General features: G+C 32.9%; 21 protein-coding genes. 8 read left to right on the top strand and 13 right to left on the bottom strand.

Features of this window, described 5'->3' with window-relative positions:
• Window positions 1-14: 14 nt before the first annotated feature.
• Complete coding sequence (locus QMA06_RS15365) at window positions 15-3,038, bottom strand: tetratricopeptide repeat protein (protein ID WP_290207797.1); 3,024 nt, start codon at window positions 3,036-3,038, stop codon at window positions 15-17.
• Window positions 3,039-3,386: 348 nt separating this feature from the next.
• Here QMA06_RS15365 and trpA point away from each other — a divergent pair, with 348 nt between their 5' ends.
• From trpA to QMA06_RS15340, 5 genes are all read left to right on the top strand, one after another.
• Window positions 3,387-4,157, top strand: coding sequence for a tryptophan synthase subunit alpha (gene trpA, locus QMA06_RS15360; protein WP_290207796.1), 771 nt, complete (start codon window positions 3,387-3,389; stop codon window positions 4,155-4,157).
• A gap of 98 nt (window positions 4,158-4,255) precedes the next feature.
• The gene (locus QMA06_RS15355; protein WP_290207795.1) at window positions 4,256-4,402 is read left to right on the top strand and encodes a hypothetical protein; all 147 of its coding nucleotides are present in this window, start codon (window positions 4,256-4,258) and stop codon (window positions 4,400-4,402) included.
• Between the two features lie 60 nt (window positions 4,403-4,462).
• Window positions 4,463-4,921, top strand: coding sequence for a tRNA (cytidine(34)-2'-O)-methyltransferase (locus QMA06_RS15350; RefSeq protein ID WP_290207794.1), 459 nt, complete (start codon window positions 4,463-4,465; stop codon window positions 4,919-4,921).
• A 161-nt stretch (window positions 4,922-5,082) separates the two neighbouring features.
• Window positions 5,083-5,460 carry an EF-hand domain-containing protein gene (locus tag QMA06_RS15345; RefSeq protein ID WP_290207793.1) on the top strand — a complete coding sequence of 126 codons (378 nt, stop codon included), beginning with the start codon at window positions 5,083-5,085 and terminating at the stop codon, window positions 5,458-5,460.
• Between the two features lie 340 nt (window positions 5,461-5,800).
• Entirely contained in the window at window positions 5,801-6,691 is an 891-nt protein-coding gene (locus QMA06_RS15340; RefSeq protein WP_290207792.1) for a YitT family protein, read from the top strand.
• Between the two features lie 51 nt (window positions 6,692-6,742).
• Here QMA06_RS15340 and QMA06_RS15335 read toward each other — a convergent pair whose 3' ends face one another.
• The 9 genes from QMA06_RS15335 to QMA06_RS15295 form a co-directional block, all read right to left on the bottom strand.
• Complete coding sequence (locus tag QMA06_RS15335; RefSeq protein WP_290207791.1) at window positions 6,743-6,976, bottom strand: VF530 family protein; 234 nt, start codon at window positions 6,974-6,976, stop codon at window positions 6,743-6,745.
• 1 nt (window position 6,977) lies between these two features.
• Window positions 6,978-7,193, bottom strand: a complete 216-nt coding sequence (locus QMA06_RS15330; RefSeq protein ID WP_290207790.1) for a DUF6500 family protein — start codon at window positions 7,191-7,193, stop codon at window positions 6,978-6,980.
• 61 nt (window positions 7,194-7,254) lie between these two features.
• Complete coding sequence (locus tag QMA06_RS15325; protein ID WP_290207789.1) at window positions 7,255-8,532, bottom strand: DEAD/DEAH box helicase; 1,278 nt, start codon at window positions 8,530-8,532, stop codon at window positions 7,255-7,257.
• A 105-nt stretch (window positions 8,533-8,637) separates the two neighbouring features.
• Complete coding sequence (locus QMA06_RS15320) at window positions 8,638-9,441, bottom strand: tryptophan-rich sensory protein (protein WP_290207787.1); 804 nt, start codon at window positions 9,439-9,441, stop codon at window positions 8,638-8,640.
• 198 nt (window positions 9,442-9,639) lie between these two features.
• Window positions 9,640-10,344 (bottom strand): uracil-DNA glycosylase family protein, encoded by a 705-nt coding sequence (locus QMA06_RS15315; RefSeq protein WP_290207786.1) that lies wholly within the window; start codon window positions 10,342-10,344, stop codon window positions 9,640-9,642.
• A gap of 48 nt (window positions 10,345-10,392) precedes the next feature.
• Window positions 10,393-11,115, bottom strand: a complete 723-nt coding sequence (locus QMA06_RS15310; protein ID WP_290207785.1) for a hypothetical protein — start codon at window positions 11,113-11,115, stop codon at window positions 10,393-10,395.
• 136 nt (window positions 11,116-11,251) lie between these two features.
• Entirely contained in the window at window positions 11,252-12,010 is a 759-nt protein-coding gene (yaaA, locus tag QMA06_RS15305; RefSeq protein ID WP_290207784.1) for a peroxide stress protein YaaA, read from the bottom strand.
• Between the two features lie 409 nt (window positions 12,011-12,419).
• A complete protein-coding gene (locus QMA06_RS15300) occupies window positions 12,420-13,454 on the bottom strand; it encodes an RluA family pseudouridine synthase (RefSeq protein WP_290207783.1) in 1,035 nt (344 codons plus the stop codon).
• A 9-nt stretch (window positions 13,455-13,463) separates the two neighbouring features.
• On the bottom strand, window positions 13,464-14,012 hold the full coding sequence (locus tag QMA06_RS15295; RefSeq protein WP_290207782.1) for a PASTA domain-containing protein: 549 nt from the start codon (window positions 14,010-14,012) through the stop codon (window positions 13,464-13,466).
• A 124-nt stretch (window positions 14,013-14,136) separates the two neighbouring features.
• Between QMA06_RS15295 and QMA06_RS15290 the strand changes: the two genes are divergently transcribed.
• Window positions 14,137-15,114, top strand: a complete 978-nt coding sequence (locus tag QMA06_RS15290; protein WP_290207780.1) for a D-alanine--D-alanine ligase — start codon at window positions 14,137-14,139, stop codon at window positions 15,112-15,114.
• Between the two features lie 144 nt (window positions 15,115-15,258).
• Complete coding sequence (gene coaD, locus QMA06_RS15285; RefSeq protein WP_290207779.1) at window positions 15,259-15,714, top strand: pantetheine-phosphate adenylyltransferase; 456 nt, start codon at window positions 15,259-15,261, stop codon at window positions 15,712-15,714.
• 83 nt (window positions 15,715-15,797) lie between these two features.
• On the opposite strand, the gene QMA06_RS15280 is transcribed toward coaD, so the two are convergent.
• The 3 genes from QMA06_RS15280 to alaS all read right to left on the bottom strand — a co-directional run bounded on the left by QMA06_RS15280 (window position 15,798) and on the right by alaS (window position 19,855).
• Window positions 15,798-15,953 (bottom strand): hypothetical protein, encoded by a 156-nt coding sequence (locus tag QMA06_RS15280; protein ID WP_290207778.1) that lies wholly within the window; start codon window positions 15,951-15,953, stop codon window positions 15,798-15,800.
• Between the two features lie 138 nt (window positions 15,954-16,091).
• The gene (locus tag QMA06_RS15275; protein WP_290207777.1) at window positions 16,092-17,042 is read right to left on the bottom strand and encodes a GSCFA domain-containing protein; all 951 of its coding nucleotides are present in this window, start codon (window positions 17,040-17,042) and stop codon (window positions 16,092-16,094) included.
• 200 nt (window positions 17,043-17,242) lie between these two features.
• Window positions 17,243-19,855: an alanine--tRNA ligase gene (gene alaS, locus QMA06_RS15270; RefSeq protein ID WP_290207776.1), complete on the bottom strand. Its 2,613-nt coding sequence runs from the start codon at window positions 19,853-19,855 to the stop codon at window positions 17,243-17,245.
• A 131-nt stretch (window positions 19,856-19,986) separates the two neighbouring features.
• On the opposite strand from alaS, the gene QMA06_RS15265 reads away from it, so the two are divergent.
• Complete coding sequence (locus QMA06_RS15265; RefSeq protein WP_290207775.1) at window positions 19,987-20,958, top strand: M23 family metallopeptidase; 972 nt, start codon at window positions 19,987-19,989, stop codon at window positions 20,956-20,958.

Genomic DNA, 20,958 nt, shown 5'->3' with positions numbered 1-20,958 from the left:
TTTTCAAAGGGATTCTAATTGTCGTCAGTTTCGATTGATGAATTTGTCTTAGCCTCTTCCGCTTTTATTTTATTTAATTCTGTTTTTGCTTCACTTACAACTTCTGTAAAATCTGGAAAGTTGCTCATTACACTTTCTAAAATATAAGTGGCTTGAAACGCATCACCTAAAGCATAAAAATTCTTAGCCATCACCACCAAACCTTTAGCACTATACAATTTATAACTACCATAATCCTTAGCTAGTTTCTGAATAGTGGTATTAGATGCTTCGTAATCACCAGCTTTATTTTTAAAATAACCCTCGTAGTATAATGCTTCAGCAGCAACACTTCCTGTAGCAATTTTTCCTACTTCTGCGTAAGCTGTTTTTGCCTTTGCTTCGTTTCCTGTTTTAATAGCCGAGCGTGCAATGATCAACTTGGCATCACTCTTCACTTTGTTATCTAATTTTGAATGGCTCAATACCTTTTCGGCATAACTTTCCGCTTTTGCATAGTCTTCAGTTTGGTAATAAGCATTCATTAAATTAGACTGTGCATAAATAACATTCTGAGGATAATCGGCTTCAAGCTCTAAATTTTTCAATACAAGAATGGCTTGTTCCCAGTTAGACTTGCTTAAATAAATCTCACTAAGTTTAACGGTAGCTTGCTCTGTATACTCAGATTTTGACGCGTCTACTACGGTTTTATAATGTGGTTGCGCATTATCGAATAAATTTTTCTTGTAATACAATTGTGCCAAGTAGAAATGCGCTTTCTGGTGGTGAAGACCTTTTGGAAATTCATTCAAGTATTTATTGAACTGTCGAATGGCCTTGTCTGTTTCGTTATCTAAATAGGGTTTTTCAGCTGCGGAATATGTTGCGTTATCTAAATCGACATCAGTAACCTCAACATAATCTAACGTTCTTACCCAATTAGCGTATTCATCTACACGACCTAAATCGATATAAATTAGACGAACTGTGGAAACCGCCTGAACCGCTTCCCCTGACCCCGGAAAATCGGAGGCTACTTTTTTAAATTTGGTCAACGCTCGTTGGTTATCATTACCATTGTAGTACACTAATCCTTGACGTAATAATGCCTTAGATGTAAAAGCACTACGACTATATTCAGAATTTAAACGGTCGTACATTTGCATGGCCTTATCTGATTCGTTAGATTTCACATAAGAATTAGCCAATTCATACATGGCATCGTCTCTTAAAGCCGATTTTGGATAATTATTTATAAACGCCTTTAATTCTGAAATTTTATTCGTACCCTTACCTAAATAGCCTTGACTCATTGCAGTTTGAAAAGCAGCATAATCCGTTTCAATCTCATTAAGTTGAATCGCTTTTTTGTAGGCCGTAATCGCATCGTTATAATTACTAGATACAAAATATCCATCTGCCAGTCTTAAATACGCATCGTTTAAACGCAACCTGTCATTCGATTTGTGTTGTATGAATTTTTCAAAATAGTTAGATGCATTGCTATAATCTTTCAACTTAAAATAGGTATAAGCTAAATTGTAATTTAGATTTTCGTTTTCAGGTAAATTCGAGGTTTCACTTAAATCTTCAAATTGTTTAAAGCCAATTAAGGCTTCGTTGTAATTAGTAAGATTATATTCGGTTTCTGCTTTCCAGAAAGTCGCTTTTGCAACAAAATTTGGATCTCTTGGTTCTTTTAATGAGCCGTCAAACAAGTCTAATGCGTCGTTGTACTTATTTTCATTATACAATTCAACAGCTCTAAAAAAAGCAACTTTTTGGTAGGCTGCCTTATTTTCGAAACTGTTTTTTCCTTTTAATAACTCTAAAGCTTCTTTATAATTTTTTGATGTGATGTAAGAATCTATCAATAACGTTTCAATCTCATCTGTAAAACCAGAATCTGGGTATTGTTTTAAATATCCCGTTAAAACTTGTGGCACCGATTGATATGGATTACCAATATCGTAACTGATTTTGGCATAATTCAACCAAGCATCTTCTTGTATTTTTAGATCAAAATCCATCTGAGATGCATTTCTAAAAGCATTAAGGGCTTCTTGTTTTTTGTCTAAATTAATATAGCTCTCTCCTAAATGGTAGTAAGCATTTTGTGCTACTGAATTATTCCCATCTATAATTTTATTGAATTCTGAAATAGCACTTTCAAAATCATTTTGTTTATAATACGCATATCCTAATTGGTAATAATCGGTATTATTCCATTTTCGGTTTTTACCTTGGTAGGCTTTTAAATACGGAATTGCTTCAGTGTATTTTTCAAGATTAAAATAACTTTCACCAATAATTTTAGACAATTCAGAGGCCTCTACACCTCTAACATTTGGCAATTGTTCTTCGGCCAGCGCAATTGCTTTTTCAAATTTTCCTAACTTAAAATTTAAGTCTGCTTGATAGTAAGATAACTTCTCTTTGTATTTTTCGTTATCACTAACTTGATCGAAATACTCGTTAGCTTTATCGTAATCATCACCTTGGTACGCCAAAAATCCGATATAATATTTGGCTTGCGAACCGTATTCTTTGGAATTTACAACGCGGTTTAAATATTTGGTTGCTTGCTTTTCGTCCTTAGTTGAATACAATGCATAACCATAATTAAAATTAAAACGCTCCTTTTCAGATCGCGCGATACTACTTTCATCTACTCTATCGTACCATTTGCGGGCATAAGCATACTTTCCATTATCAAAATAATAGTCGGCAACATCTAAAAAAGCGGTATTTCGTTTGGTACTTGTTGGGTAGTCTTCTACAAATTCCGTAATTAAATCGTCTGCGTTATTTTGATTTAAACGTACCGCACAATTGGCTATGTAATACGCACAATCGGATTGAATGGTAATATCTTCGGTTTCGTCTTTAATGGTATCAAACAGCGATTGAGCTGCTTTATACTGTTTGTTATTATAGAGCGTTAATGCTTTTTGATAATCTTGTAAATCGCTAGTATAAACCGCAGTTTTTTGTGCAATTGCTAGTGAAGAAACGACTAGAAAAACGATGATTAACTGTTTTTTGAGTAACATCATTGTTGTAAATTTTATTGATGAATTTTATTCGGTACAAATATAATTATATACAAAACCTATAACGTTAGAATTTACTTATAATTATACACGGAGTTATTAAATATAATGGCGAATCTTCACTTAACCATAATTAGCATCTAAGGACATGAATACTGTAAAATTTAAAACGGTTGACCTTTTTTAATTATTAATTTTATTTTCAACCCTTTGCAATTTTTCTATATGGTTTTTAGTATCAAAAATGAACCTCTTAAGGTTATAACAAGAAGATTATAGGAATCTATTGAAATTTCGTTTTTAAATTATATTTTTACCTAGACAAATAAATTTAAAAATTTCTGATAAATTTTGAATAGAATCAATAAAAAACTAAAAGAAGATAAAAAGCTATTGTCCATCTATTTTTCGGCGGGGTATCCACAAGTGAATGATACTGCTACGATAATAGAAAACTTAGAAAAAAGTGGTGTCGATATGATTGAAATTGGGTTACCATTCAGTGACCCATTGGCTGATGGACCTACCATACAAGCAAGTTCTACGCAAGCCTTGAAAAATGGCATGACGAGCGAGTTATTATTTGACCAATTAAAAGATATTAGAAAAACGGTTTCCATTCCCTTAATAATAATGGGTTATTTTAATCCGATGTTACAATATGGTGTGGAAGATTTTTGTAAGAAATGTGAAGCCATTGGTATTGATGGTCTTATAATTCCAGATTTACCTGTTGATGTCTATCATGAAGACTATAAACATATCTTTGAGAAATATGGACTCATCAACGTGTTTCTGATTACGCCACAAACGTCAGATGAGCGCATTCGTTATATCGATTCGGTATCTAACGGTTTTATTTATATGGTAAGTTCAGCCAGTGTTACTGGAAGTAGTTCTGGTTTTGGTGACGAGCAAACTAGCTATTTTAAGCGGATAGCTAATATGAATTTGAAAAATCCTCAAATTGTAGGTTTTGGTATTTCAAATCACGAAACGTTTACACAAGCTACACAATATGCCAAAGGTGCTATTATTGGAAGTGCTTTTATTAAACACCTAACCAAGGACGGGGTTGATACTATTGGATCTTTTTCAGATATGATTCTCAAAGGTCGTTAATACTATTTAACATTAGCAACCAAGGATTTAAGAGTTCTTTGTGACAAAATTCCGAGAAATTTTCTTACATTATCCACTAACGATAAAATAAAGAAATCATGGGAATTATAGAGGATAAAAAAAAGTTTAAAACGAAAACTCAAAATCAAACGGATTTGAATAATCCAACAAAGCATGTCAATCAAAAAACTAATAAATTTGATATTGACAAAAAAACAATAAAAGATCAGCAAACAAAAAAGTAATTATTTAAAAGAAAAATTTACAAAGTCTATTCATATATTTGAATAGACTTTTTTCATATTATGCCATTAAACATCGTTCTCATAGAACCGGAAATCCCAAATAACACAGGCAATATTGGCCGATTAGCATTGGCTACAGGTTCAAAATTACATTTAGTAAAGCCTTTTGGGTTTGAAATAGATGACAAACGTCTTAAACGTGCTGGACTCGATTATTGGCAACATTTAGATGTTATCTACTACGATAATATTGATGACTTTTTTTCAAAAAACCAGGATGAAAAAATGGTTTTTTTGTCTAGTCATGGTTCAAAAAGCCATTGGGATATTACCTTCGAAGACGGTATGTTCTTAGTATTTGGGAAAGAATCTATTGGTTTACCTAAACCATTAATTGAGAAACACGACGCTCAACTATTTAAAATCCCACTTTTTAGTGAAGCCATTAGAAGCTTAAATTTAGCGAATGCCGTTGGCATAATTGTTTATGAAGGTTTACGTCAGATTGAATGCGGTTAAACATTTTTGAGCTATTAAAAATTATGCTTTTTAGATTTAACTTTTTATAACGTAAGCTACCAAGTACAGATTTTACAAATGATTAAATAATTTAATCATTTGATCTTTTTTAAACCATTTTTAATTATTTTAGTCTAAATTCAAATTAAAAACGAAACACAATGATTTCTAATACATTAAAAACCGGAATATTTATTATTGCTATTGCTTCTATCTCAACTATAGGAGCTCAAGAAAAGTTTAAAATAGAAAGCAAAAAGAAAGAATTAAAAACAGACCCATCGGAAAGAATGTTCAAACATTTAGACATTAATGCCGATAACACCATTACTTTAGAAGAATTTAAAACTAAAGAGTTAAAGGACAAATCGAAAGAAGTACAATTCGAAAGTCAGTTTGCAGAAATGGATACTGATAAAAACGGAAGTTTAGATAAGACCGAATTTAAAGCCGCTTTTGAAATGAGACGCGAAAAAAGAAACCCCAACGAGACTAAACTTCGAGCTAAAAAAAGTAATACTTTAGAAAAAAAGGGATAACTTTTAATGTGAAAAAGTTAAATCATATCTTTTTATTTTATTGACTATTAAAAATCCTCTACAAACCTTAGAGGATTTTTTTGTATTTAGAATGACCAACCTCGCGATAGTAATGCCGAAATATTAAAAAATATGCCTCTATTTATTTTTGGACCAACGTCAGAGTTTCAAACCTAAAATCCTACTAATATAGCGGAAATAGTTCAACTCACTTCCTTAAAGACATCACTAAGGTATTTTTTAAATTAGAGTTTCTCTAAAAATATAATATTAAAAAACTTTATTTCTCAATGAATTTTGTAACTTCTTAGACATTAAATGGAACTATAAAAACTGACCCTTGAAACATTCAAAAACTTATAATTATATATCAGAATACAGCCAAATCGCAATAGGTATTGTTTTAGCAAGTGTGGGTTTAAAAGCATTTTTATTACCCAATGGTTTTATGGATGGTGGCGTTACAGGAATAGCTTTGCTGGTAAATAGAGTGATCGGAATAGATATTTCATTATTACTTGTAATATTTAGTTTACCATTTTTAATTTTAGGTTATTACACAGTTTCTAAGCGAATTGTTATTAAATCTATTGTTAGTATACTGGCCTTTGCATCTATAATTCATTTTGGAAACTATGGAATTATTACAGAAGACAAACTTCTCATTTCAATTTTTGGAGGACTATGTTTGGGTGGCGGAATAGGTATTGCCATTAGAAATGGATCAGTTTTGGATGGATCAGAAATCTTAGGTATTTATCTCAATGATAAATTTGGTTTAAGTATAGGTAGAGTTATTCTTATGTTTAATATTGTTTTGTTTAGTATCACTGCTATGGTTGTTTCTGTAGAGATTGCGCTGTACTCAATTCTTACTTATATAGTAACAGCCAAAGTTACCGATTTAACCATTGAAGGTTTTGAAGATTTTATTGGTGTCACCATAGTATCCAATGATTATGCAAAAATTAAGAATGCTATTATGATGGAATTAGGTGTAGGACTAACCACCTATAAAGGGTCTAAAGGATTTGGAAGTACAGGTCCACAGCAAGATTTTGATATCATTCATACTATTATTAATCGTATAGATATAAAAAAAATGCATCGAATTATTGAAGATATAGACGAAAATGCTTTTATTGTTGAATTTGATGTTAATAACGTGAAAGGCGGAGTATTAAGACATTATCTAGACAAGAAAAAAGATAAAAAACTACATACCTTATAATTCTTATAGGTTGTTTTATTTAACTGTAATTCGAAATAACTACGTACTTAGCTATTTAGTTTTTGGGTTTTTCTTTAGATAATCTAAATACATTTGCTCAACCTTAGTTCTTGCCCACGGGGTACGTCTTAAAAATTTTAAACTAGATTTCACTGATGGATCTTGGGTAAAACATCGAATATTAATTTGATAACCCATATATTCCCAACCGTAATGCGCTTGTAGATCGTTAAGAATCTGTTCTAGTTTTATTCCGTGCAACGGATTGTTGAGTTGTGCTGACAAATTATAGAGATTTAATTAATTCTTTAATCTTAATGGCTTTTTCAAAATGGTCTAACTTATGCGTTTCTATCCACCAAGTTGCAGCTTCCATTAACAATGTAGGATTATCATTTTTATTTTTAAAAAAAGCATAAAATGAAATTCCAACGTTAGCTCCCTTCTGAGCTATTTTCTTATTACAAACTTCTAAAATTTTTTCCTTTAATTGAGGTGTCATATTTAGAATAGATTTTTTGCACAGAAAGCGACGCTATAATTCTTCTTTAAACGGTAAGCGACTAATCTCTATTATCGTTTCGTCTTCGGTTTCTGTTTCGGTTAGAATTTTTAGGTTTTTTTGAATTTCTAGTATTAGAATTCCTACTGCTTCTTTGATTTCTATTTCTATTTTGCCCAGGTTTAATAGGTTCTGTAGACGCGTTTGGATCGGGTTCAAAACCTTCTACAATTTCGACTTCAATAGACTCACCTATTAATTTTTCTATACCATGTAAATAAGTTGTTTCATCTGCACTCACCAATGATATTGCTTGGCCTTCTGCGCCTGCTCGACCCGTTCTACCAATTCTGTGTACATAATCTTCGGAAATGTTTGGCAACTCAAAATTTATAACATGTGGTAACAACGGAATATCTAATCCTCTTGCTGCAATATCAGTGGCTACCAATACTCTTACAGATCCATTCTTAAAACCGGCTAAAGCTTTAGTTCTTGCACCTTGACTTTTATTCCCGTGAATGGCTGCCGCTGTAATACCAGCACTGATCATTTTTTTACACAGTTTGTTTGCTCCGTGTTTCGTTCTTGTAAAAACTAAAACTTGTTTCCAATTACCATCGGAAATTAACTTTATAATTAAGCCTGTTTTTTTACCCTTAGCAACACGATACACTTTTTGTTCTATAACCTCAACAGCTGTGTTTTCTGGTGTGGCCTCAACTTGTACAGGATTGTTAAGAATAGAGTAGGCTAATTTTTTTATGTCCTTTGAAAAGGTTGCAGAGAACATTAAATTTTGACGTTTGTTTGGTATTAATTTCATAATACGCTCAATGTCACGCAAAAAACCCATGTCTAACATACGGTCGGCTTCATCTAAGACAAATATCTCTACACGCTTTAAAGACAATAAACCTTGATTTTCTAAATCAATTAATCGCCCTGGTGTAGCTACTAAAACGTCAATTCCTTGACGAATTTTAGCTACTTGTGGTTTTTGGTTAACACCGCCAAAAATTACAGCGCTTCTTATATTTAAAAACTCACTATATTCTTTAACATTCGCATGTACTTGCGCTGCTAATTCTCGCGTTGGCGTTAAGATTAATGCTCTAACTGGTCGATGCCTTTGCTCTGGTCCTTTAGATAAATGATGAAGCATAGGTAAGGTGAAACCTGCCGTTTTTCCTGTTCCGGTTTGTGCAGAAGCTAAAACGTCTTTGCCTTCTAAAACTGGTGGAATAGCTTTAGCTTGTATTGGAGAAGGAGTTTCGTATCCTTTTTTACTAATCGCTTTTAGTAATGGCTCAGATAAGCCCAATGATTTGAATGACATATAAATTATTTGGTAAATGACCATCTAATTTTTAGCGTCATTTTTCTTAGTTGCCAAAGGTACAGTTAAATTAGACGATGACTCTCACAAATATGGTATTATTATTTAGGATCTAGAATCCCGCCAATGCTTAAATTTTAAATATGGATTCGTCGCTCTATTGTGATAAGCATGGATACCTGAACTAACAAATAATACTAAAGCTCCCAAAAACGCTACGTAAAATAACGTATCATTAGTAAGCTCATTCGCATAACCAATGCCTATTAGAGACCAAACGCCTACTAAGGCAAACTCGCGCATATTGCGTTTCCAAGTTAATAGTATATTAATAAGAACGGCAATGCTTATCATTACAATAGCCCAAGTCACTTCGGAAATTCCAAATCCATCCCACTTCAATTTAACAAGATAACTTGAAACATTAACAATACTCGCCACAGTGACCCAACCCGAATAGATAACAAAAGGCCACCATAAAAATACTATTTTAGGAAAAGGGACGTCGTCTAGTTCCATTCGGTTATTAAGTACAATTTTAAAAAGTGATATGAGCAATAAAAAAATGATTATACAAGACAATCCTGTATAGTTGTATACCCACGCAAACACCCACAGGGAGTTGAAGACACAAGACCATACAAACCACCATCCTGTATGCAGAATAAACTCATCGTTTTTTGCTTTTGTAAATAAGCTTCTACCTTGATAAATTATGAAACCTAATAATAGCATGTAAATAATTCCCCAGATTGAAAATGCATAACCCGCTGGGGTAAACAAAGAATTATAACTGTCGGATATTTCACCAATTGTATTATTGTTTAAAGCTCCCGTCACTGAAACATAGTTAACGATTACTACTAAAAGATAGGCAATGCCATTGGCTATTTGGAGAGTTTTTTTCATGTTTCGCTGTTTGAAATACAAGTTAAGAAAACGATTCGTGTTTTAAAACATTATGATTTGTAATTTCCTAAATTTAAGTTGTCAGAAAAAATAAATTACTATTCAATTCGCTTTTTATAATATTAGTATAGTCGTTTGGTTGCCCATTTATAAATCTTAAGAGCAAACTCTTACCACTAAAGTTATTCGACCGCTATTTTATATAAATTCAGAATACTGCATCACACGAAAATCAAAAGTATTAAAGTCTGGATTCTTGGTTTTGAGTTGTTTATATAACGGCAATCTACTAATGGAAATATTGGCTGCTCCAGAACCTGAGGTTAATGAGACCGTTTTGATTGTTCTTAACTTCTGAGACCTCTCAATTGTGCTCGATGTAGCCGTATGCTTCTGATTGACATGTAATGAAAATTGGTGAATCCTGGGCACTTCGTTATGTACCAATACTAATTTCAGGTTGTAATCTTTTAGATGTTTTCTGAAGAAATATTCCGGACCATTTTTACTATTGCCTCCTGTAAATAAAATGGTTTCTATACTTGAATATTCTTTAATATAACCAACAACGTCTCTCAATTTTATATTATGCATTCCTAAATCGGATGCATCAATTTTTTTGCGTTCAGCACTTTCTACAATGTCACATATTCCGATTTTGTTTTCAATTAAAAACTGCTGGCGCTGCTCTATGGCTTCTTGAGAATTATCGAAACGTAAGTTAAGGTTATGGATTTTATCTATAAATAACCACAGCGAATTGTAATAACTGCCATAACAGAAATCTACATCTTTTTCTAGCAAATCCCCTGTAGAAAATCTCGGAGGAGGTAACGTACCAACTATTAATTTTTTCGTATCTCTTTTTATAAAGGGCTGGTATGGGTGTTTGTGAAAAAACATATTTTTTTTGTTCAAAGTAGATTCCTACCGACGCAGGAATAATAAACTTTACAACGACTTTAACAAACGTTCAACCTCTACTATTGTTGTTCTGTAAATACGTCTGTTAGGTTTCGTCATGTGTTGGGATTCCGTGGAAATTTCGTTCAGTAATTCCTTTCCTTTGGAAATTCTATTATTTTCTAGGTAGAACTTTGCCAATTCTAATCGTTCACTATAATTAGAATAAGGTCTGTCTATTTGTTTTAATTGTTTTTCGGCTTTTTCTAATTGGCCTAATTCTTTTAACGCCAAACCATAGCAGAATTGCTGTTTAGAGTTTTTAAATTCAGATTTGTCGATTATTAATTCTGAATGTTCTATTACACCCCGATAGTCTTTTAATTGAAAGTAGCACAAAATTAATTGTTGATGTGCATACAAACTATTTTGAGCTGTATCTTTTAAGGTTTCCTTATAATTTATAATGGCCTTTGGCATGTCATTATTAGCAGCATACGCGTCGGCTAATTCTATTCGGTTGGTATAAGTATCTGAAAATTCTATCTTTTTGTCTAAATCCTTAATTTTCTTAGTTGGATTGATGACGGACGTTAATTCACTCTGAATTTTATCAGCGTCATTTTTATTATAAACCTGCGTGATCAAATAAATAAGTGAACCTAGCATAGGAATAAAGAGTATTATAAAATACCAATAATAGGGTTTATGGTTTTTATAAGCATGATAAATACAAAACACTTGAAGGGCAACAATTAAGTAGTAGTACATAAAAGTGGGTTAGATCTCTAAAATTACTGACTTTTTACGAATATAAACTGAAGATTTAGTAGAAATTATAGACCGTTTAATATTTACAAACGCTTCAAGTTTCGATAACCAATTATTAATATATATAAACTACAAATTATCTTGTAAACACCAACTCGTTTTCAGAAGAAAGTTCTTCACTAAAACCATAATTTTCAAGATTAAAACCTTTAATATCCTCTAAAGTTTTAGCATTAGTATCAATAATATAACGTGCCATTAATCCTCTAGCTACTTTAGCAAAAATTGCGATGATTTTATATTTTCCATTTTTAAATTCTTTGAATGCCACATTAACCACAGGCACTTTTAAAGCTTTGGTGTCGATAGCTTTAAAATATTCATTACTTGCTAAATTGAGAAAAAGTTCGTCGTTCTCTAATTCCTCGTTTAAAGATTTTGTGATTTTCTTTTTCCAGAATTCATAAAGGTTCTTGTTTTTACCAACAGACATTTTTGTGCCCATTTCTAAGCGGTATGGCTGAATTAAATCTAACGGCTTTAATACACCGTATAACCCCGACAGAATACGAATTGTATCTTCTACTTTATCCAACTTTTTGTTTTCGATAGTATAGGCATCCAGACCTCGATATACATCACCATTAAATGCATATATGGCCGGTCTTGCATTCTTCTTTGTAAATGGCAATTCCCATTCTTGGTTGCGTTCGTAATTTAATTGTCCTAAATTATCTGAAATATGCATTAACTTAGATAAGCTTTTTGCGGATTTCTTTTTTAATAATTTATTTAAACGTTCTGCTTCAGCTAAAAAACGTCCTTCAGTTATTTGTGTTGTTGGCAGTTTGGTTTCGTAATCTAATGATTTTGCTGGTGATAGTACTAGTTTCATATTACGTTCTGCGAAAGCAGAAATCTCATTAAAGGTTAAACTTTTTTTTTCTCTCTCATTTGTAAAAATACAATCTAAACAAAAGAGTTTCAAATATTAATAAGAACTAATCTTGATGATGACATAGTGAATAGCTATTTTCTAAATTAAATAATGAGTTGTCATTAAGATTTGCTTTTAGTCTGATGCTAATCATCGACCTTTGGAAAGCGCGTTAAGGATGGCAATGGCATCCTTTTATTTGGTTTCAGCGCGAAGTTGAAGTGACCAAATAAAAGATATAATGGGCAGCCTGACTCTACGTAGCTTAAGCGAAGTAGAGAAACGCCCTCAAAAAATAAACCCTCTTGGTTAATTAAAATGGTTTATGTATTTTTTTAATCAGAGATATCTGTTTGCATAAAAAATCCTAATCAACATGCTTAGCATAATGTCTCCACTTGTCAATACACTGCTGAATATCGTCTGGAATTTCAGACTCAAACTTCATGAATTTTCCAGTGGTGGGATGTACAAATCCTAATGTTTTGGCATGTAAAGCTTGTCTCGGTAGAATTTTGAAACAGTTATCTACAAATTGTTTATACTTGGTAAACGTGGTGCCTTTTAGAATGCGCTCTCCACCATAACGTTCATCATTGAAAAGCGTGTGACCGATATGTTTCATATGAACTCGGATTTGATGCGTACGACCCGTTTCGAGTTTACAACTTACTAAAGTAACATAGCCCAAACGTTCTAAAACTTTATAATGCGTAACGGCGGGCTTGCCTTTTTCTTCTTCATCATCTAAATACACTGTATTTTGCAATCTGTTTTTTGGATGACGGCCAATATTACCTTCAATCGTTCCTTCATCTTCTTCCATATTTCCCCAAACTAAAGCCACATATTCGCGCTCACTTGTTTTTTTGGCAAACTGATTAGAAAGATGCGCCATGGCTTGTTCGGTTTTAGCAACCACCAATAATCCGCTAGTATCTTTATCAATACGATGCACCAAACCAGGTCTTTCGCTAGAGTTGTTTGGGAGATTTTCGAAGTGAAAAATTAAGGCATTTATTAAAGTTCCAGAATAATTACCGTGTCCGGGATGTACTACCATTCCTGCAGGTTTATTAACCACTAGCAAATCATCATCTTCGTAAACCACATCTATTGCAATATCTTCTGCGATTAACAGATTTTCGTGCGGCGGATGTTCGAATTTAACCGTAATATAGTCGTTAGGTTTTACCTTGTAATTCGATTTTACAGGCACATCGTTAACAAATATACTCCCATCCTTTGCAGCCGCTTGTATTTTATTACGTGTGGCGTTTTCAATGAAATTCATTAAGTATTTATCGATGCGAAGCGGTTGCTGACCTTTTACGACTCTAAAAGCGTGATGCTCATACAATTCGTTATCTTCTTCTTCAGAAATATCGGGAATATTTGGCATTATATATAATTATAGTTTACCATTACCAACTACCAAATCTATCGTAGACGTTAATGGTAATAGTGTACCTGGTTTTAAGGATTTACCCTTATGAGACATGGACATTACTCCTTCACCAATGGCATCTTTATATGTGATTTTACCAATGACAAATTCCAAAGCCTCTAATTGTGGTTTGGCCTGTCTGAACGTTCGTTTCAAAATGTTAGGCACTTCAACTTTTCGGTAACCAGAAGGATTTAAAATTAAATAAATTTTTCTATTTTCTTTAACCTGTGATCCTGCTAAAGGGTTTTGTTCGATTACAGAATACTTAGGATATTTTGGATTATAATTTGCCGAATCTTGAATTTCCATAGCTAAATCGTTATCTTTTAATTCTATCTCAACTGTTTCTAGAGATTTACCTTTAAGGTCTGGTACTATTACAAATTCTCCATGATTGGTAGTTGCATTCAACCATTTTAACACAATAAAACACAAGACTACAACAGCTACGATAGCCAACGCCACTTGTTTAAAAAACACTTTACTGGTAAGAAACTTAACAAAACTCATAAGCAAATAATTGTTGGCAAAACTAAGAAATAATAACGACACATAAATAAAATACGTATGAACAACTGAATTAGTTTATAAAAAATATATTATACATTTACGGTATCGCTTATTTAAACTAAAAATGAAGAAAAATATTGCAATTATAATGGGAGGTTATTCTAGCGAATACAAGATTTCTCTAAAGAGTGGTAACGTTGTTTTTAACACACTAGATAAAGACAAGTACAACGCTTATCGCATTCATATTTTTAAAGATAAATGGGTTTTTGTCAATGAGATGGATGAAGAATTTGCGATTGATAAAAATGATTTTTCAGTTTTAGTACATGAAACTAAAATAGAATTTGATTGTGTGTTTAATGCCATTCATGGATCGCCCGGAGAAGATGGTTTTATGCAAGGGTATTTTGAATTGTTAGGCATGCCACAAACCAGTTGTTCCATGTATCAGGCCGCTCTAACGTTCAATAAGCGCGATTTGTTATCGGCTTTAAAACCTTATGGCATAAAAACGGCAGAGAGTTATCCTCTTAATTTTGGCGATTCTATAGATGAAGATGCCATAATATCTAAAGTGGGTTTACCATGCTTTGTAAAAGCCAATAAAGCAGGAAGTAGTTTTGGTATCTCAAAAGTGTATAAAAAAGAAGAATTACAAGCGGCCATTGCTAATTCATTTAAAGAAGACAACGAAATAATAATTGAACAATTTTTAGATGGTGTAGAAGTTTCCGTTGGTGTAATTTCCTATAAAGGTGAAACGTTAGTTTTACCAATCACCGAAATAGTTTCCGAAAATGATTTCTTTGATTACCAAGCCAAGTACGAGGGTAAATCACAAGAAATTACACCTGCAAGAATTTCTGAAAATTATACCAGAAAAGTTAAAAATGAAGCAAAACGAATTTATGAAATTCTAAAAATGAAAGGGTTTACGAGAAGTGAATTTATCTTTAAAAATGACGAACCTCATTTGCTCGAAGTAAATACCGTACCTGGTTTAACTACAGAAAGTATCTTACCACAACAGGCAGAAATTGCAGGCATTACTTTAAAGGACTTGTTCGGCAATGCGATAGAGGAAAGTTTGAAGCGTTAGTTTGTTTGTATCTATCAATTCCTACAACCATCCATAGCAATTGATTGGTTATAAATTTTATACCTAAGAACTCATATTAAGAATTCCTTTATCTTTGTGTACTATTAACCAAAAATAAGTTCTCCACTAACGTGGTAAGTAAACATGAAACGCGCATTATTTCCAGGGTCTTTTGACCCGATAACAAACGGACATTACGATATTATTCAACGCGGTATTAAACTGTTTGATGAAGTGGTTGTTGCCATTGGCATCAATGCTGAGAAAAACTATATGTTTTCTTTAGATGAGCGTAAAAAGTTTATTGAAAAACTATTTGAAAACGAACCTAAAATAAAAGTCGTTACCTACTCCGGATTAACTATTGATTTTTGTGAAAAAATAGATGCTGAATTTATACTTAGAGGGTTGAGGAACCCTGCGGATTTTGAATTTGAAAAAGCCATTGCACATACTAATAGAAAACTATCTAAAATTGAAACCGTATTTTTATTAACAGCTTCCAAGACTTCTTTTATCTCCTCATCAATAGTACGAGACGTTATTAGAAATAATGGAGATTATACCGTATTGGTACCAGATAGTGTACGGGTAAAATGATAACAAACCTTACTATATATAAAACAAAAAAACTCAGACCAATCAGATTTGAGTTTTTTTGTTACTTTTAAAATTAATATAATTTATTCATAAATATATTGTACTGTATATATCTCCGCTTCACCAGAATCTAAAGTATTAGTTTCTGTAGCACTAATGGGATAAATAGCAGAATTATAGAGATAAGTAAATGTACTCTCATCTGCAAAAACCGTTCCTCCATCACTCACCTCTGTCAATAAGTTATTATTAGACGTATAGTACCCTAATAATTCAAAAATAATAATTTTTTACAGACTAACTATTCAAAGTAAAAGAAAACAGAAAAAGGCTGAATCAATAATTGAAATATATGCTGGCTTTTTCGTTTTAAAATTTCAAAATATGATATTGGGATATTGATCTTTAAGTGTTTCAATTTTTAAATGAAGAGCTTTTAAAAACTTTAAGTGAGCTTCAGAATTTGGACTGAAAGGCTTGTGAGATAATCCTCTTTGAATTTCATCAATTGTTTTCATTAGCTCTTGTCCAGAATTCGATATCCATACATTCTTAAATTGTGTCCAAATGTAATCTATTGCTACAGTATTGGGGTGCAGCATATCCGTATTATAAAAACGATAGTCCCTTAATTCGTCCATCATAATTTCGTAAGACGGAAAATAATACAATTGATTTCTTGGTTCTACAATCTGATGAATCGCTGCTAATAAATGCGACTTACTTTGTGTATTTTCCACGAAACCATCTTTTATATGTCTTACAGGCGAGACCGTAAATAGAAATGAAACTTTAGGGTTAATACTTCTAGCTAAACTAACAATCGCCTCCAATGATTCCGAAATCTGTTCTACAGAAAGTAATTCTTTCAGAAATTGTTTTTGTGGCAGTTTATGGCAATTGGCTACAATTTTATTGGTTTCTAAATATCTATAAACCCAACTTGTGCCTAATGTAATAATAATATGATTTGCCGTAATAAGCTGGTTATAAGTTTCGTCAACCTGCTCATTTAGCGCTTTTAATAAGTCAACTTTAGAGGCTTGATTTAATTTAGAATGCGCATCTAAACAACTCCACTGCTCGTTATGATAATGAATATCAAATTCAGAATAATAATCTTTATTTATAGAACGGGTTATAAGGTTTTCTATCGCTAAAGGCTGAAATAAAATCCCGAAGGGATTCACAGAAGACTGAAACTTAAAATATTTAAATTTCTCACCAATATTTTCTGAAAAACATGAACCAAGCAACATAATCTTAGCGTTATAATCAATTTGATTATGCTGTTGTGATTTTAATGGAATTTTGGTTTGAAGATTCATTGATTTAATTATTACGTCTAAGCGTTGCATTGTAATATGGGATATTCACGAAATTTATCAGAGAATATTAAAACTATCAACTATAGCAATTCCTGAATTTTAAATCCTATCACAATCATGTTTTGATAAATACCAAAACACAACATCCTTTTTCAGTGAATTTCCGTTTTCCTAAAATGTACAGCTCAGTAATTTATTCTTTACAAATAATCTTTACTAGCCTTTAAAGCTTCAGAAATCCCTTCTGGTTTCCTTCCTCCTGCAGTAGCAAAAAATGGTTGGCCTCCACCTCCACCTTGAATATATTTACCGAGTTCTCTTACAACAGCGCCAGCATTTAACCCTTTACTAGCTACCAACTCTTTAGAAATGTAACAAGATAAAATAGCTTTACCATCGTTCTCGGCACCGAATAACAAGAATAAATTGTTGTATTGGCTACCTAATTCAAAACAAACATCTTTAATTCCAGCGGCATCCAAATCGAGTTTTTTGGCCAAATATTGAACACCATTAATTTCGGTGAGTTCGTTTTTAAGTTCGCCTTTAATATTTTTTGCTTTATCTTTTAAAAGGCTTTCTATTTCCTTTTTTAAATCTGCGTTTTCTCCTTGTAGATTCTCTAAAGCTTTAATTGGTTCCATAGCATTGTTTAGCAGGCCTTTCATTTGAAGGTAAGCCGCGTTATTTTCAGAAAAATAATCTTTAACGGCTTTATTAGTAATAGCTTCTATACGTCGTATTCCAGCAGCAACAGCACCTTCTGATACAATTTTAAAATGCCAAATATCCGACGTGTTTTTCACATGAATACCTCCACATAATTCAATTGATTTCCCAAAACGTATCGTTCTTACGGTATCCCCATATTTCTCACCAAATAAAGCCATGGCACCTTCTTCAATAGCTTTCTCCATAGGCACATTTCTTCGTTCTTCTAATGGCAATTGACCTTCTATGCGTGCATTAACAAAATCTTCAATTTCTTGTAATTGCTCTGGTGTAACTTTAGAAAAGTGCGAAAAATCGAAACGTAAAGATTGTGGTTTAACCAGCGATCCTTTTTGCTCTACATGCTCACCTAAAATAGCTCGTAATGCTTGATGCAATAAATGGGTTGCGGTATGGTTGCTAGACGACAACGCTCTATGCTCACTACTTACAACTGCTCTAAAGCTTTCGTTTAAGTGGTCTGGCAATTCTTTAGTTAAATGATAAACCACATTGTTTTCTTTTTTTGTATCTAAAATGTAAACAATATCACCATGCTTGTCTTCCAAAAATCCTTTGTCTCCGATTTGTCCACCACCTTCAGGATAAAATGGTGTTAAGTTGAAAACCAATTGATACATTTCTCCTTCCTTTTTAGAAGTTACTTTTCGGTAGCGTGCAATTTTAACATTCGCTTCCTGAGTATCATAACCAATAAATTCTTGGATATCATCTTCAAATAAAATTGTCCAATCATCGGTGGAAGTTTCACTTGCAGAACGTGATCTATTTTTCTGTTTTTGTAATTCCTCTTTAAATCCTTTTTCGTCCAGATTTAAATTCTTTTCAGATAAAATTAAAGCCGTTAAATCAATAGGGAATCCGTAAGTATCATAGAGCTCAAAAGCTTTTTCACCAGATACGGTATCGCCTTTAGTATCTTCGACAATACGATTTAGTAAAACTAAACCTTGTTCTAAAGTTCTTAAAAAAGAGGCCTCCTCTTCTTTTATTACATTCTCAATTAAGACCTTTTGTGCTCTCAATTCTGGAAATGCCTCCCCCATTTTTTTACTGAGAACATCAACTAAACGATATATAAATGGTTCCTTTTTATCTAGAAACGTAAACCCATATCGAACCGCTCTACGTAATATTCTACGAATAACATAACCTGCACCAGTATTACTTGGCAACTGGCCATCTGCTATAGAAAATGCAACGGCGCGTACATGATCTGAAATTACACGGATTGCAATATCAATATCATCTTTTTCACCATATTTTTTATCGGTAATAGTTTCGATTTCGCGAATAATTGGAGTAAAAACATCTGTATCATAGTTAGATTGTACTCCTTGCAAAACCATACACAAACGCTCAAATCCCATTCCGGTATCAATATGCTTATTTGGCAATGGTTCTAATGATCTATTAGCCTTTCGGTTGTATTGCATAAATACCAAGTTCCAAACTTCAACCACATGCGGATGATCCCTATTTATCAATGTCTTTCCGTCCACCTTTGCTTTTTCTTCAGCCGAACGAATATCAACATGGATTTCACTACATGGGCCACAAGGACCTTGATCTCCCATTTCCCAGAAATTGTCTTTTTTGTTACCTTTTAATATGCGGTCCTCAGCAATATATTTCTTCCAAATATCATACGCTTCCGTATCCATGCTTAGCTTGTCATCATCCTCGCTACCTTCAAAAATTGTGACATATAAAATATCCTTATCAATTCCATAAACTTCCGTTAAAAGTTCCCAGGCCCAAGCAATGGCTTCCTCTTTAAAGTAATCTCCAAAACTCCAATTACCCAACATTTCGAATAGAGTATGATGATAAGTATCGTAACCAACCTCTTCCAAATCGTTGTGTTTACCTGAAACACGCAAGCATTTTTGCGAATCGGCAATTCTATTTTTCTTTGGCTCTGCATTTCCTAAAAAATACTCTTTAAATGGGGCCATTCCTGAATTAACAAACATTAATGTAGGATCGTTCTTTAGTACCATTGGTGCAGAAGGAACAATAAGATGTTGTTTTCCTTCAAAGAAATTGAAAAATTTAGATCGTATATCTTGAGACTTCATATTCTGAAATTAGAGCTTGTTTTTATTTAATTAGCACAAATGCAAAACATTTTTTTATCTTTGATTGTTCTACTAACAATAGAGGCTTACAATTTGAGCTTATTTGCTGCAAAAATAGCATAAATTCGAACATGGCTAAAGTAAAATATTATTATGATTCTGAAACGCTATCTTACCGTAAGATAAAGCGTAAAAAAACGACAACTTTTAAATATGCTACAGTATTTTTAACTGCTGCAGCGCTTTTTGGATTTCTTTCATTTTTTATAGCCAGTCAATATATTGAGTCACCAAAAGAGCGCCAATTAGCGCGCGAATTGCAAAATATGGAATTGCAATATGAGCTATTAAATAAACGTACAGATGATGCTTTTGCGGCATTAGAAAATGTTGAAGAACGTGATAATGCGATTTATAGACTTTACTTTGAAGCCAATCCAATTCCAACCGAACAACGTAGAGCGGGATTTGGAGGTATCAATCGCTATAAAAAATATGAAGGCTTTGATAATTCACAACTTATTGCGGAGAGCTATAAACGTTTAGATATTCTCGAAAAAGCTATTGTTGTTCAATCTAAATCTTTAGATGAAATCGCAAAATTGGCTGAAGACAAAGAGAAATTTTTAGAAGCTATACCTGCCATTCAACCTATAAGCAATGTGAATATGACACGTATGGCCTCAGGCTATGGTTATAGAACTGATCCATTTACAAAGGTTAGAAAATTTCATTTCGGAATGGATTTTACAGCCCCTCGAGGCACTCCAATATATGCTTCAGGCGATGGAGTTATCAAGCGAGCAGATAGCAGATCTACAGGTTATGGCAACCATATTCGCATCGATCATGGTTATGGCTATATTTCATTATATGCCCATTTATACAAATACAACGTTAAAGTAAATCAGCGGGTAAAACGTGGTGATTTAATTGGGTATGTTGGTAGTACCGGTCGCTCCGAAGCGCCACATTTACATTACGAAGTTTTCAAGGATGGAGAACGAATTAATCCTATTAACTTTTATTACGGCAATTTATCTGCCGAAGAATATGATATTTTGCTTAAAAAAGCATCATTAGAAAACCAATCTCTCGATTAA

This window comes from Winogradskyella bathintestinalis, assembly GCF_030407435.1.
Lineage (GTDB): Bacteria > Bacteroidota > Bacteroidia > Flavobacteriales > Flavobacteriaceae > Winogradskyella > Winogradskyella bathintestinalis.
Note: the sequence above shows the minus strand (reverse complement) of the source record. Positions and strands in the feature narration are given on the sequence as shown.

Coding starts and splice junctions, on each gene's coding strand:
- QMA06_RS15365 (WP_290207797.1), bottom strand. CDS start 3,038: ATGATGTTACTCAAAAAACAGTTAATCATCGTTTTTCTAGTCGTTTCT.
- QMA06_RS15355 (WP_290207795.1), top strand. CDS start 4,256: ATGGGAATTATAGAGGATAAAAAAAAGTTTAAAACGAAAACTCAAAAT.
- QMA06_RS15350 (WP_290207794.1), top strand. CDS start 4,463: ATGCCATTAAACATCGTTCTCATAGAACCGGAAATCCCAAATAACACA.
- QMA06_RS15345 (WP_290207793.1), top strand. CDS start 5,083: ATGATTTCTAATACATTAAAAACCGGAATATTTATTATTGCTATTGCT.
- QMA06_RS15330 (WP_290207790.1), bottom strand. CDS start 7,193: ATGACACCTCAATTAAAGGAAAAAATTTTAGAAGTTTGTAATAAGAAA.
- QMA06_RS15325 (WP_290207789.1), bottom strand. CDS start 8,532: ATGTCATTCAAATCATTGGGCTTATCTGAGCCATTACTAAAAGCGATT.
- QMA06_RS15320 (WP_290207787.1), bottom strand. CDS start 9,441: ATGAAAAAAACTCTCCAAATAGCCAATGGCATTGCCTATCTTTTAGTA.
- QMA06_RS15315 (WP_290207786.1), bottom strand. CDS start 10,344: ATGTTTTTTCACAAACACCCATACCAGCCCTTTATAAAAAGAGATACG.
- QMA06_RS15310 (WP_290207785.1), bottom strand. CDS start 11,115: ATGTACTACTACTTAATTGTTGCCCTTCAAGTGTTTTGTATTTATCAT.
- yaaA (WP_290207784.1), bottom strand. CDS start 12,010: ATGAAACTAGTACTATCACCAGCAAAATCATTAGATTACGAAACCAAA.
- QMA06_RS15300 (WP_290207783.1), bottom strand. CDS start 13,454: ATGCCAAATATTCCCGATATTTCTGAAGAAGAAGATAACGAATTGTAT.
- QMA06_RS15295 (WP_290207782.1), bottom strand. CDS start 14,012: ATGAGTTTTGTTAAGTTTCTTACCAGTAAAGTGTTTTTTAAACAAGTG.
- QMA06_RS15290 (WP_290207780.1), top strand. CDS start 14,137: ATGAAGAAAAATATTGCAATTATAATGGGAGGTTATTCTAGCGAATAC.
- coaD (WP_290207779.1), top strand. CDS start 15,259: ATGAAACGCGCATTATTTCCAGGGTCTTTTGACCCGATAACAAACGGA.
- QMA06_RS15275 (WP_290207777.1), bottom strand. CDS start 17,042: ATGAATCTTCAAACCAAAATTCCATTAAAATCACAACAGCATAATCAA.
- alaS (WP_290207776.1), bottom strand. CDS start 19,855: ATGAAGTCTCAAGATATACGATCTAAATTTTTCAATTTCTTTGAAGGA.
- QMA06_RS15265 (WP_290207775.1), top strand. CDS start 19,987: ATGGCTAAAGTAAAATATTATTATGATTCTGAAACGCTATCTTACCGT.